The organism is Paenibacillus etheri (assembly GCF_001012825.1).
Taxonomy (GTDB): domain Bacteria; phylum Bacillota; class Bacilli; order Paenibacillales; family Paenibacillaceae; genus Paenibacillus_AQ; species Paenibacillus_AQ etheri.
Window position 1 is genome coordinate 355,249 of the sequence record NZ_LCZJ02000019.1, and the last position, 13,964, is coordinate 369,212.

Annotated in this window: 6 protein-coding genes and 1 pseudogene; 3 read left to right on the top strand and 4 right to left on the bottom strand. The window is 44.9% G+C overall.

From position 1 onward, the window contains the following. Positions 1-166 precede the first annotated feature (166 nt). Positions 167-385, bottom strand: a complete 219-nt coding sequence (locus tag UQ64_RS11250; protein ID WP_209445756.1) for a hypothetical protein — start codon at positions 383-385, stop codon at positions 167-169. Further along, positions 382-2,235: a peptidoglycan D,D-transpeptidase FtsI family protein gene (locus tag UQ64_RS11255; protein ID WP_082651078.1), complete on the bottom strand. Its 1,854-nt coding sequence runs from the start codon at positions 2,233-2,235 to the stop codon at positions 382-384. The genes UQ64_RS11250 and UQ64_RS11255 overlap by 4 nt, the downstream gene beginning before the upstream one ends. A 545-nt stretch (positions 2,236-2,780) precedes the next feature. Here UQ64_RS11255 and UQ64_RS11265 point away from each other — a divergent pair. The 3 genes and pseudogenes from UQ64_RS11265 (at position 2,781) to UQ64_RS32060 (ending at position 5,476) form a co-directional block, all read left to right on the top strand. Continuing rightward, on the top strand, positions 2,781-2,984 hold the full coding sequence (locus tag UQ64_RS11265; protein ID WP_060623557.1) for a hypothetical protein: 204 nt from the start codon (positions 2,781-2,783) through the stop codon (positions 2,982-2,984). A 650-nt stretch (positions 2,985-3,634) separates the two neighbouring features. Further along, positions 3,635-4,783, top strand: a pseudogene (locus UQ64_RS32055) (family 8 glycosyl hydrolase); the annotation flags it as partial. Continuing rightward, positions 4,760-5,476 carry a discoidin domain-containing protein gene (locus UQ64_RS32060; protein ID WP_280818190.1) on the top strand — a complete coding sequence of 239 codons (717 nt, stop codon included), beginning with the start codon at positions 4,760-4,762 and terminating at the stop codon, positions 5,474-5,476. The pseudogene UQ64_RS32055 and the gene UQ64_RS32060, both read left to right, overlap by 24 nt. Positions 5,477-5,897: 421 nt before the next feature. On the opposite strand, the gene UQ64_RS11275 is transcribed toward UQ64_RS32060, so the two are convergent. Further along, positions 5,898-12,683, bottom strand: coding sequence for a putative Ig domain-containing protein (locus UQ64_RS11275; protein WP_060623558.1), 6,786 nt, complete (start codon positions 12,681-12,683; stop codon positions 5,898-5,900). A 109-nt stretch (positions 12,684-12,792) separates the two neighbouring features. After that, positions 12,793-13,734 (bottom strand): hypothetical protein, encoded by a 942-nt coding sequence (locus tag UQ64_RS11280; protein WP_060623559.1) that lies wholly within the window; start codon positions 13,732-13,734, stop codon positions 12,793-12,795. Positions 13,735-13,964 lie beyond the last annotated feature (230 nt).

The window sequence follows — 13,964 nt, forward strand, 5'->3', positions numbered from 1 at the left end:
TCACCGTGCATTCTAATAACAACCCGATACTGATTGAGCCGGTCGTTTTACACTCCGTAAGAGCATTACAGAAAAAATAACATTTGGCAGGCGTATAATGCATGTTCTTTTATCAAAAAACAACTTTGTGTAATTTCAGGTTCGATGTATCAGCATAAAAATTTGTTTAGATGATCATGAAATCGGAAATGGGATCAAGTTCTTGTCCCAAGCAAAGGACAAGAACTTGACCCCATAAAATAGAAAAACCGCGCCAGGCGCGGGTTCTAATGGGACTATGTTCTTGTCCACCGACACCAATCCATAGTCCAGATATTGAGCAGCTTCCGTCCGTTTCAAAATCAAAGCCCTGATCAATCAGCAATTTTCTGGCCGCCTGCATCATTTTTTTTCGGTCAGATCGGGTGCGGAGCGCTGCGTGGAAGGTGCATTCTTGACGGATATGGAAACACTGCCTCCATCGCCCGATATAACTTTTGGCACACCCATATATGACAATGCTTCGGATACGATCTCTTTAAACACCGGTCCCGCCGCAGCACCACCGCCAGCAGCATTAGCAGGCTCGTCAATGCCGACATAGACCACAATCTTCGGATTATTAGCCGGTGCGTATCCGAGAAAAGACGAGTGCACCTTGTCGCGGTCATACCCGCCCTTACCGTCAGGTTTAATCGCCGTACCGGTCTTACCTGCTACCCTATAGCCTTCAATGTACGCACGGCGGCCGGTTCCATGGACCAGGTCTGCAACGACCTGCTCCAGATAGCTGCTGGTTTCCCTGGCACTTTCCTCGGAAATAACCTGACGTACCACTTGGGGCTGGGTTACGGTAGTCTTGCCTGTATTCGGATCGGTAGTCGCCTTGACCACGTGCGGCACCATCAGTTTGCCGCCGTTGGCGATGGCCGAGATGGCGGTAAGCTGCTGAATCGGAGTAACAAGCACTTTGCCGTGCCCGAATGCAATCGTCGCGTTCTCCGAAGCATTATTCGGAGTCGGATTGACGATTCCGCTGATTTCGCCCGGCAGGTCAATACCGGTAAGATCGTTAAATCCGAAATCATCCACGTATTGCAGCAGCCTTTCCGGACCGAGCATTTCATAGCCAAGCTTGACGAAGGCCACGTTACTTGACCGCTTCACGCCTTCCAGGAAGGAGATTTCGCCATAACCGCTTCTCTTCTGGTCATACAGCGGCTTGCCGTACCCCTTGATGCGGATAGAACCGGATATGAAGGTTGCGTCCGAATCGAACAAATTCTCCTCCACCGCTCCGGCAAGAGGTACAATTTTGAACGTGGAGCCTGGTTCAAATCTTGTTTTGATGGCATGGTTGAAGAACACCCCTGGATCGGAGGCATAATTCCAGAACTCATTCGGGTTAAAGGTCGGCATGTTCGCCAGCCCCAATATTTCCATGGTGCTCGGATCCGCAGCAATTACCGTAATACTCTTGGGCTTATATTCTTCATAGGCCCTCTGCATAGCCTGTTCGATATAATACTGGATTGTGCTATCAATCGTCAGCTTGAAATTACTTCCATTGACCACAGGCTTGTAAGTATCCTCCGAGTAAGGCAGCTTGATGCCTTTGGCATCGCTCTGGTAGAATAGCTTGCCATCCGTACCCTTAAGCTGCTTGTCAAAATACTTCTCGAACCCCATCACCGCATTGCCGTCGCGGTCCGTATAACCCAAAATATGTGCGGCCCGTGTTTGTTGCGGATAGTAGCGCTTCTGCTCCCTAATCAGGCCGATGCCAGTCTCCAGAGTGTCATGTTCATCCTTCAGTTTCTCAATGAACTCGGTGACCTTGTTGCGTAGCTCCTGGTCTATCTTCCAGCCTTCATTACGGATCTCCTGGTTCTTCAGATACTTTCCGTTCTTGTCTTTGGCTTCCACGAGCGCCTTAAGCTCAGCCTCTGGCTTGCCGAGCAGTTCATGTAGGCCGGTGATAACTTCTTCCCCGATACTGAGAGCAGTAATCGCTTCCGGATTGACCACTACCGTGTAGGCAGGCACATCGCTGGCCAGCACCCTGCCGTTGCGGTCCTCGATCGTGCCACGCACCGCTTTAAACACCGAAGTATGGGCCCATTGCTTTGCGGCCTTGGCTTGCCAGAAATCACGATCCAGCACCTGAATCCAGAACACTCTGCCGAGCAAAACAAGAAAAAAGAGGGTAATACACCCTCCTATAAACAGTGTACGAAGTTTTATTCTCTTCACCATAAGCAAACCCCACATACATATATATTGCGATTTTCGGCAAATCGCTCTTTAATAGTCCCCATCCGCGTTTTGTCCGCTGATATGAATGGTATCGTTGGTATTCGCCTCCTGATATCCCATATCCATGGCAGCTGAACAACCTTGGTATGGAATTGCTGTTTTCCCTTGTCCCAGTAGGGCTCGTTATTGTAAGCATAGGTAATGCCAGGTTTTTTATTAGTTTGATAAATGATCGCCATAATGAAGACCAAGCTTGTTACACATTGTACAATGTATAACAAGGTAAAAACAACCATTTTTGTGAATCCTTTGTCACTACGCTATTTCGGGAATTTAGGCTACATGTAATACACAATTGGAACATTTTTGTGAATTCTCCATTTCTCTGTAGACGGTCATTCAGATAAGGAGCGCTGAGCCAGCATGGGGTTGAGCAAAAATAAATTCATCGGCTGCCTGTTCGGCTTTATCGATATAATCATCTCAATATCCAGAGTAATCTGCTAGAGTTATTCCTTTCCTTTAAGGGTGAAGGATTTAAAATTGTGGCGGCTTCTATCTTCTCGATTACCGCTATGTATGCCAAGATATTAACAGCGTCTATTGATGTCCTGATCGTATCCGGTGCCAGCCTGTTTACGGTGGGACTGATGTTCATTTTTGGTGACTATGCTATGAAACCGCATGCAAATATTTCTTTTTGGATGTTCAGCTTCGGGGAGAATACCTCAAAATATGCGAACACTTGAATCTGGTGATAAAACTACATTTGGACAGCCCAATTAATTATTATTACAAAAAAAGCCCATTCGGACTAGTACCTCGCTGCTTCAGAAACGGTTCCGGGTTCTTGTATTTGGATGATTGCAGAATGTTCCTCATGCCATCTAATCCAGTATGACCATGTTGTTTATTATAATCTGCTTAGTGTAAACGCTTTTATTTTATGGAGCATTACTTTTTAATTTTTTTATAAAACACCTAGACACGACGAAAATAGTTGTGATACATTTGTGTGAATAAAGTAATGCTATTTGGTTTGTGATTTGTAACCTGTAGGTGAAAAGTGACTTTGAGGATGCGATGATTCCTATTGAAGCGCGCACCTTCAAATCTCTTCAGCATATATGTAAAATGTCACTTCCGCCCTAAAGTTAAAGCGCTTAAACTTTTGGTGTGAATAGCACTTATTGTTAGGCGTAACTTTGGAGATCAGTCTAAAGGGAAGGAGGATTCATTGACGTTAATTAAACTAACCATCACTAAAGGAGGAATTTTTGTGTACTCATTGAAATCGACCTCAGGCACAATGAAAGTGATGTTACTTGTCATGCTTTCGGCGGTTATGCTTCTATCGACATTAGCCGCCCCTGCACCGCTTCAACCGAAAGCTCATGGAGCGGGTGAATTGAAACCGTTTCCTCAACAAGTCAGTTATCCGGGTATCATTAAACCTAACCACGTCAGTCAATCCTCGATGAACAGTTCTGTATCTTCCTACTATGACTACTGGAAGGCTACTTATCTTAAAAACAACTTGTCCTCGCTTCCTGGAGGATACTATGTAAAAGGTGATATTACTGGTGAAGCGGACGGCTTCGATCCTCTCGGCACATCGGAAGGCCAAGGATACGGCATGGTTATTACCGTGCTTATGGCCGGATACGATACGAATTCCAGAGCAATCTATGACGGTTTGTTCAAAACGGCTAGAGCGTTCAAGAGCTCTAACAACTCGAACCTGATGGGATGGGTAATAGCAGATAGTACTGGGGCTCAAGGGCACTTCGGTTCAGCAACAGATGGGGACCTCGATATCGCTTACTCCCTTATTCTAGCCGATCGCCAATGGGGCTCGACTGGAACGATCAATTATTTGGCTGAAGCCAAAAAGATGATTGGCGCTATTAAGCTTAGCAATGTGACAACTAACAACAGGCTGAACCTTGGTGACTGGGATACGAAGAGCGCCCTAAATACGCGTCCCTCCGACTGGATGCTCAGTCATCTGCGGGCTTTCAATGAAGTAACTGGAGATTCAACTTGGCTAAATGTCATCAACAATCTGTATAACGTATACAGCCAATTTACAGCAGCTTATTCGTCTAGCACAGGTCTGATTTCGGACTTTGTGGTAGGCAACCCGCCTAAGCCGGCCCCCCCAAACTATTTGGAAGAGTTCCCTGAAACAAATGAATACAACTACAATGCAAGCCGTGTACCACTTCGTATCGTAATGGATTATGCCTTGTACGGAGACACCCGTGGTAAGGATATCGCCAATAAAATGGTAGTATGGATCAAAGGAAAAACAGGCAACAATCCGAACAATGTGAAGGACGGTTACCAACTGAACGGTTCGAATCGCGGTACTTATGCAACAGCGGTATTCGTAGCTCCTTTCATCTCCGCAGCGACGACTACCAGCACGCATCAAGCTTGGGTCAATGCAGGTTGGGACTGGATGAAGAACAAAAAAGAAAGTTACTTCAGCGACTCCTTTAACATGCTGAACCTACTGTTCATCTCGGGGAACTGGTGGAAGCCTACCTACAGTGCAGCGGATACAGAAGCTCCCTCGGATCCAACGAATCTGACCGCAACAGCAGCTTCAAGCAGCCAAATCAATCTGAGTTGGACTGCTTCCACCGATAATATCGGTGTAACAGGCTACCGGGTATTCCGTGGCGGCGTGGAAGTAGGCACACCTACAGACACATCCTTCAGCGATACCGGACTTACCGCATCGACAGCTTACAGCTATACGGTGAAAGCTGTCGACGCCGCAGGCAACCTGTCTGCTGACAGCAATACTGCAACAGCAACTACAAGTTCAACTCCTCCTGACGGCACCAACCTTGCGCTAGGCAAGACAGCGGTAGCCAGCTCTATAGAAGATGCAGGATTTGAAGCTTCCAAGGCAACAGACGGCAACTCCACTACCCGTTGGGCGAGCGTGGAAGGAAGCAACAATGAATGGATTTACGTCGATCTGGGCGCAACCCAAAGCGTAAACCGCGTCAAGTTGAATTGGGAAGACGCTTACGCTAAAGGCTACAAAGTTCAGGTGTCTAACGACGCAACAACATGGACGGATACTTACGTAACAACGACCGGTAATGGTTCTTTTGACGATATTACATTTACTGCGAATAGCGGACGTTACGTCAGAGTGCTGTGTACTGCTAGAGGAACCGTATACGGATATTCGATATTCGATTTCGAGGTTTACAGCTCTTAATTGAACAAATCCTGGCGGATATGAATCCGTCAGGATTTGTTTGTGTAAAAGAGCAGAATGTAACTTCTCGGGTGTTCGTTAGTAAACGAATGGCCTCTTTTTTGATCTCATTTGAGTATGTTGTAAACTTCTGCCCTTTAATCGCCATAAAAATGCACCCCCTAGAATTTCATCGGACAAACCAGGGGGTTTATCCAATGTCTACTCTAAGGGGTGCACTTCAGTAATCATCAGAATTTTTTTGATGATCAATGGAAATAAAATATTCGATATTAATCAGCCATTGCCTTTTCAACGTCCTCAAAATGAAACTTTATGAGACGCTGGGAGAGGAGGCTTTTGCCGTGCCAAAACTAGAAACCCTCTAACATTGCAGTGCATGTTAGAGGGTTTCGTGCTTAGCTGCTAATGTTAGCGAATACTACTTCTTGATACTAATGGATTTCGTAGTATTATCGAAGAATACATCTGCACCAAAATACTCAGTTATGAAGCGTAATGGCAGCATAGTACGTCCGTTTACTATTTCAGCTGCTACATCCATTCCTGGTGCAAGTTCACCGATCGCAATCGACAAAGTCTGACCTTCCAAGGTAATCATTACGGTTTTCGTAACATTATCCCAGCCAACATTTGCTCCTAAGCTCTCAGCAACGAAGCGCAGTGGCACTAACGTTCTGCCTTTAACTACCATCGACGCAACATCCATACTCATTTCGATTCCGTTTAATTTATACCCTGTCTTACCTAGTGTGAATTCCAATTTCACAGGTTCAGGTTTGGTTGTAACGAAGATATAGCCTAACCCTTTTGCCGTGAAGGTAAATTTACCTGTCTTATGGTCATAGTTGCCGCCTAAACGTTCTAGGTTACCGTTTAATCGAAGCATGACACCGCATAACATTCTAACATCGTTATTTGACAACTTCTCTTTTGTCAGATCGAAGGTTACGGGTATAAGACCTGTATAATCCGTTACTTCCCGGCCATCCGCGAAGATCTTCAACTCATATCCCCGCCCTATAACTCCGTCTCCTTTATCTACGGGTTTAATGACAACCTTCATCCTCTTGCCTGTATTCAGCTGCTTCAACAATTCAGGGGACAATTCAACAAATACGGTGTCATTCGTAACGGTTAGCGGTTTGTCGGCTTTAATAATCGCACCGATCGTATCGCTTTGAATCTCAAGCTCGTCTATTCCGGCTGACATCGTCAATTCAAAGGAATTGCCCTTCTTCAGCTGCTCTCTGATTGTGGCATCAATACGATCCGCTACCGGTGATTCTGGCGAAGGAGCCGGCGTACTGCTTTGGCCATCTGAACTTCCGTCATTATTGCCGCCGTTGTCATTTGCAGTAATTACGGTAGTTAACTCTGTCGTATCCAAGCCAGCATGATTGGAAGCTGTAACAGTGAATTTGTATGTTCCCGCTTCAGTAGGAACACCTGTAATAACACCCGTAGCTCCTTCTAAATTCAATCCAGCGGGTAAATAATTATTGCTCACTGTCCAAGTAATCGGTTCGTCGCCGTATACCGCTAATGTTACCGCATACGGTTGTCCAACTTTGCCGCTTGGTAGATTCTTAGTGATAATTTCCGGAGCTGTATCAACTGGCTTATCCTCTTTAACCTCGATGCTCATTACTCGCTTATCTATACCAAATTCATTCGTTGCTGCAACAGTGAATTCGTAATATCCTGCCTCTAGAGGCGTACCCGAGATAACGCCTGTTGCTTCATCTAGGTTCAAATCTACTGGAAAATCTCCTCCCTGGACCTTCCAAGTAATCGGTTCGCTGCTGTATACCGCTAATGTTACCGTATACGGTTGTCCAACTTTGCCACTTGGCAAATTCTTAGTGATAATCTCTGGAGCTGTGTCAACTGAGACATCTTCAGTGATTACGATATTAAACGGTTTCGTGTCACTACCTGCGTTATTGTTAGCTTGAACTTTGAACGTAAATTGACCCCATTGATCCGGTGTACCAGAGATAACACCAGCATCTTCATCCAAGCTCAATCCGGATGGCATCTGACCATCTACAACGGCCCATTTGATCGGCTTATCGCCGTCAGTGGTAAGAACTGCGGAATAAGGTTGTCCTACCTTGCCATCCGCAAGCGAATTCGTCGTAATCGTTGGTGCCGTTCCTGTGTCTTCAACCCATTTCGCATATAATTCAATATTCCTAGTCACAGGATCAGCGACGGAATCCCAGGCATCATTTAATCTTGCATCTTGATACCAACCGCCGAAAACAGCTTTTTCTTTTATCGGCGTTGTTGGCTCGGTAATTGTCCCGCCCATATCAGCGAACTTCATCACCACTTCGCTGCCACCGTTGGAATCAAAAGTTACTGCATAAGGGTTGTGCGCGCCGATGGAAGGCATTCTGCCGCTAAGTGGATTGCCGAAGAAGTCTGTTCTCTCCGTCATATGAGGTAGAGCGTTCGCGCGATCCACATATGGGCTTACAATCTCGGCACCTGCACCATAGGCCAGGTTATTACCGTCAGCAAGACGGAACCCGTTCATCGCACTGTAATCAAGCTTGGCATCCACTGTTCCGCTGTTGGTAATCCAATGTTCTGGCGCGGATTTATAATCATTTAATATAGAATTTAGTTCCTCTTCCGTTACATAGTGGTTGTCTGTTGCTGTTACGCCTGCACCTAGATACCCGCCTCCTCCTGCGTTCATGCTACCAAAAAGATTAGCCGGATATACAATGTTATTCGTAAACTGTCCGGCTGCAAATGGAGCTGATATTCCCCCGCCTTTCAGACCAACCTGGTTGTTTGCCCCAGTGTAGGCGAATATATTATTTTGGAAATAAATGTGCAAGTTGGAGGCTGTCGGGTCAAATACTAACGAACTGCTATTCTTCAATGGCGTGACGATGACATTGTTATAGTATAATCCGCTTAACTCCTCGCTCGTTGAAGAACCTCCCGCAAGTAATATAAGACTGTTAAAGCTCTTGTTAAAATCCGGGCTGCGACCGTCGTTCACGCTAATGTTATAGCGAACGATGTTGCCCTTGGCAGCATTCATCTGTAAGTACCAACCGCCATAGTTATTTCGGCTGTAATTGTATTCATACACATTGTCCTGACAATAGTTGTCAATGTCCCAAGCCATACCGTCGTTACTTGCATGATAAGGGTTATCCACAGCTTCATTATAGCGGAAGATCGTGCCTTTACTTGCCATAATCCAAGCTGCCGCATAGTTTTGCGAGCCTAGATATGTTGGCGTTGTATTATTTGGCCCCCAGTTCGTAACCAGGTTGCCGCTCTTATCGCTTAAATAGCTGTAACCGCTGTCTGTGATCACATTTCGTTCCACAAGGGAGTTGTTCCCGCCGGACATGACAATGCCATCTCCAACCGAACTAGAAACCCAGTTGTTTCTAAACACAGCGTTTGATGCCCAAGGATAGCTTGAATTACTCCAAGTAATGCCTGTGTTATTAGTCCCTGGATTGCTTGGCCCGTAGGCATTATTGCGAATACCTTCGTTATCGCAGCGAAGGGTTTTGTTGCCATCAACCAATATATCTACATAACCATTAATAATGATACCGCCGGATACCTTACTTGCTCCATTTGCTTGGTGCAGCCCATTAACATCATGAACGTAGTTATCTCGAATGACGATTCCTTGAATACGAGCATCAGCATAATCTTGAATATTAAACTGACCTTGTCCCAGCTTGGAAATCCGTGACATTACAGCGATACCGGAACGGCCGTCACCTGCTTTATTGCCGATGTTCGTTACTTCAATTCCACTGACTACCCAATAGTTTACGTCATATAACTCAATTGTACCGTTTAAGGAAATGCCTGATGGGCTTGACGCTGTTCCTCCACCATTAATTATCGGGCGTTGGTTAGGATCGGTCGTATTATATTTTGTAAGCGTAATCGGATTTCCTTCCTCACCATTGCCGCGCAGTCTGATTTGTTCATTCCATACGCTATTCGCATCCAGATAAATGGTTGAACCTGGCATAAATACATATTCATTAATCTTGGAGATTGATTTCCATGCCGTATCCGGTGTGCGTCCATCTGCATGATCGTCACCGTTATTGGAGAAATAATAATCACGGACTTCAAGGGGTACAATGTTCAACTCGAATGTGATTTCGGCAGGATTCAGATCAAGTCTAACGGTATATTTTCCCGGCACGATATTATTTCTTGCAAATGATTCTTTATTAATCTTCAATACATTACCGCTAACCGTATAATCCACATCCCGCTGCAGAGTTACAGCGCCGATCTCCACTCCAGCTAGATCCGCTAAATCAGGATTTACGGTGATATTATAGTCATCCAGACCCATAACATATGTGCTGTCTTCCAAGTGACTATACTCTTTAGACAAGAGCTTTAGCGTAATAGAAGCTGTTTCGGTTTGGGCTGTTATTCCACTATCGATAACATATACGTCATCGATAAAGTGCTTGTTCTGTATATCCTTAACCGTTCCAGGCTTGTTGCCCCAGTTCGTAGCAAGCTGCAATGCATCGATCTTGGTAATATTGTTCTTAACTAGGGTATCAAAATTGCCGCCATCTGTAGATTGCCTTTGAATGTCTTGTCCATCGATTTTATAGGTTGTTCCCGTTGATCTAACGAACCACTGAAATTTATGCCAGCCTTCGCTTCGCTTGACATCTACAGGATAGAATCTCCCGGATGATCCGGGTCTGACTGCGTAATTGGTCAGATTTGCCGCCCAATCGCCATCTGCATTGCCATAATTTATTGCGATATGTTCATTGGACGATGGGGTTAGGCCAAAGACAGCGTGGTCATTGGAAGCCGCTCTGCCATCATCATAGTACCAAGCAGTAACGATTGTTATCTTACCGGTTGCAGGCGCGTAATTATAAGTACCCGGAACAGTAGCTACCTGACCGGCGCCGCTTGATGTCGCTGCCTTTCCTCCGGTACGGGACATCACATCGCTGTGAACATATCCGTTCGTACCATTTGAAAATTTCTTTTCCCCTTCAAATCCATCGTAAAACATAGTGTCAGCCTTATTGAAGTAATCAACGCTCACTTGAACAGTGACCTCTTCGTTCCCTGTCGGAACATAACCTTTCTTAACCGTCACGAATCCGGCATCATCAACTTCAATCTTATCCTTGTCTTGATCTGCCGGGCTGAAGCTGATGTTATCAGCAACGAACATATCAGCAGTGTCAACGATTAACCGCGTTCTATCTCCAGCCCGTAAAGTATCGTTCTGGCGAATTAGCGCAATGTTGGCTGAATATTGTGCACTCTCCCCTGATTCATCAGAGTCCAAGAATCGTGATGTAGCGTTGCCGTTTGCTTTTACTTTAAATGTATCATTTAAAGTCGGAGACAAAGCCGCATCATTGCTTGTTGCTGCAATCGGGCTTCCATTAGCTACTCCATTACTGAAGAGTTGAACCGAATAGGCAGCTGCATTAGCGACGCGATCCCATGTAGCGTATGTGCCATTCCATCTGACATTTGCAGGTGCAGGCAATTTCTCAATCGTCAATATTCCAGATGCTGTAACTTCTTCACTAATGTCCCCCGCGTTATTAATGACAATGGCTGTAACCGTGTAGTTGCCCACTCCCAGTGCCCTTGCATAGGGCAGAACATGATGCCTTTCATGATTGTTAGGCTGGTCAGGTCCCCCATTTTTCGATAAATAATAACCAACAGGTCCACCGTCTTTGAACAGTGTTACAAGGGTATCGCCGTAATTGGAAGCCCCCCTATAAATACCTGTGTCCGAGTCAAGTGTCGGGTTAATTGGCGCATTCACCAGTGTATTGGTGGTTATCAACAACGGTACAGCATTGGATTTCACCATAACTCCCTCTGACGAGGACACTTCGCAATAATAGAAATTGCCTTGTTGTGAAGCTGAGTCCACATTGGGAAGCGTTAATAGCGCCTTATCAGCTCCGCTGACTTTTACCCCGTTCAAGCCAGTCTCGTCGTCAGATACATACCATTGATATGCTGCAGCAGCGGCTGATGCCGTAACGCTAAATGTTGCTGTCTCACCTTGTTTCACTTCTGCCGCTGTGGGCTGAGTGATTATTTCTAAATTTGGCAATCCACCGGGAGGCACCAAATTCATTGTTAATGTTCTGGTTCCTGTTGTTTTAGCCACATCTTTTACAACATAAAAATCGTCGATTAGATGTTTATTTTTAATATAAGCCTTGTTGCCTGGCTGGTTGTTCCATCCTCCAGCTATTTTAGGCTGAATGGTTGTACCGCTCTTCATAGCTTTGTAAATATCACTTTGCGCTGAATCGGATATTAATGTTCCGTCTATTCGTAAAGTCGCACCATTCGGTGTAATGAGCCACTCGAATTTATGCCAGCCTGTGGAACGTAAAGCCCCGCTATCTTTCCAACGGTTGCCTGCTGTACCCGCTGATGATGGTGCATATGCCCAAGTATATCTCGTCGGGTTATGAATAACATCTGCCTCTGAACTTTGGTAGAATGTCCCGGCAAAGGTGGCATTTTTGCCATCTACAATAGCAAATTGAGTTCTATCCGTCGCTGTCTTCTCCTCATCAGGATACGGGTCAAAATACCATGCTGTCATCTTATAATTGCTACCTGCCGGCAATGCCACGTCTTGGGCTACATTTTCATTATTCGTATCATTCGAAGGTGTAATCGCTTTCAATCCAGAACGGGACTGAGCATCGGACAGCGTGTATGACGAACCTAATTTGCCCGTTGATGTCATCGGACCATTGTTGTTCTCGAAGTCCTCCATGAATAACACATCTGAGTCATGGTAATAACTCGCCGTGGCCGTGATTGTCACCGGGATGCCCGGAGCACCTGGCGACGCAAATGTATAACCGCTAGCTAAAGTAATGTTCCCCTGATTATTAACAGTTAAAAGATTCGAATTGCTGGAATCATAATTTACCTCGTCAATAACCGGTCCTTTCACCAGACTGCTTAAAGGCAAACCTTTATAGGTAAGATTCATCCTGCCTGCCTGACCTGCCGCTTGTTTCAATTCTAGTACAACAGAGTCAAAAGATTCGCCTCCTCCTGCAGCTGACACTTCAGATGAAGGCGCCAAGCCGAACAGACCAGGGAATACCAACGTCGTTGCAGTAACCATCGACAAAGCTTTTTGCATCCATTTCGATCGTATCATCCAAAAAATTCCTCCCTTTGAAATTAATAAATTTATACTTTATAAAAAATCTGCATCTATGGAAGTCTCAATAGACATAGATTTCTATAAACTTAAAAACAAAACTATTCTAGTTCACTACTAATTCACTGAATCGATTATCGTTATACACGATCTTCAACTTATTCGTATTTGCTATTAACGCGCGCAAGTCAGATTCCGCCCATCCGTATGTAATGGAATCTTTCACTTCTTCCAGTTTAAGTTTGGTGATTTCCGGTTTTGTGATTAATGTGGCAACGTGATCCTCGTCCATATATTTACCGATTACTGTCTCACCTACAGAAGCAGCAGCTAATGACTCCCAGAACTTAAGAGACTCGGTATCTTCTTTGGATATATCCAAACGATTTAGCACTTTCTCTTCCTTGGCCTGTCCCGCTGTCGCTAACGCAGCCGTTAATTCATTAGCAACACGAACATATTCCGCACTTTTTGATGCATACTCAACTTGCAACTCTGCTTCGCTCATTTTCGTTTTTTTAACCTGGGTTTCTACCAAATCCGGCCAACGGGCGCCACTTAAATATTGCATGTATTGATTTAAATCAAACTGAGGCAACCCATAGTAAGTCCCTCCTGATTCATCCATCTTAGCTCGCTTAACATTTTCATCTTCCATGTCGGATTTTAGCTCATCAAAACTTTTGTAAGGGGCGATCCCCCGCTCGTCTGCAATAAATTGCTCCTGCTTGGTTTTTAGCAATGCAGTCATCGCAGATTTTTTGGCGTATTCAGATGGGGTTTCATGATTTTCGCCGTATTGACGTGTCCAGAAGCCTTCATCTACTTGGACCCCATAAGTTCTGAAGAAATAGTCTACCGTTATCGCTCTCTGCTCTTTGACATAAAATCGAAATTCTTCTTCTGTTACGGCGTATCCATCTACTGTGAATATCCAATTTTCAGGCAGTTCCGCCTTTTTGTTAGTTAAGCTCAACACGAGTAAAGCAAGAACAATCAGAGCGGTAAGCAAGATAATCACTGTTGGTTTTCGTCTTATAATCCCCATGTCGCCCTCCTTTTCCAATATTCTACCTAGCTTTGCAAAAAAGCCTATGACAGTGAAATTCGTCGCCGTTGTAGGAGAAGTTCATAAATTTAATGATTAGACATAATTGTAAGTTTAGCTAACCCTGAATGTAAGCGCTTATTTAGACTGAATTAGAACAAATTTGACTTGCAAAAAAACAGTCCTAGTTCGCAATTATGCGTGTGCTAGGGGATCAATATCCACAAGAC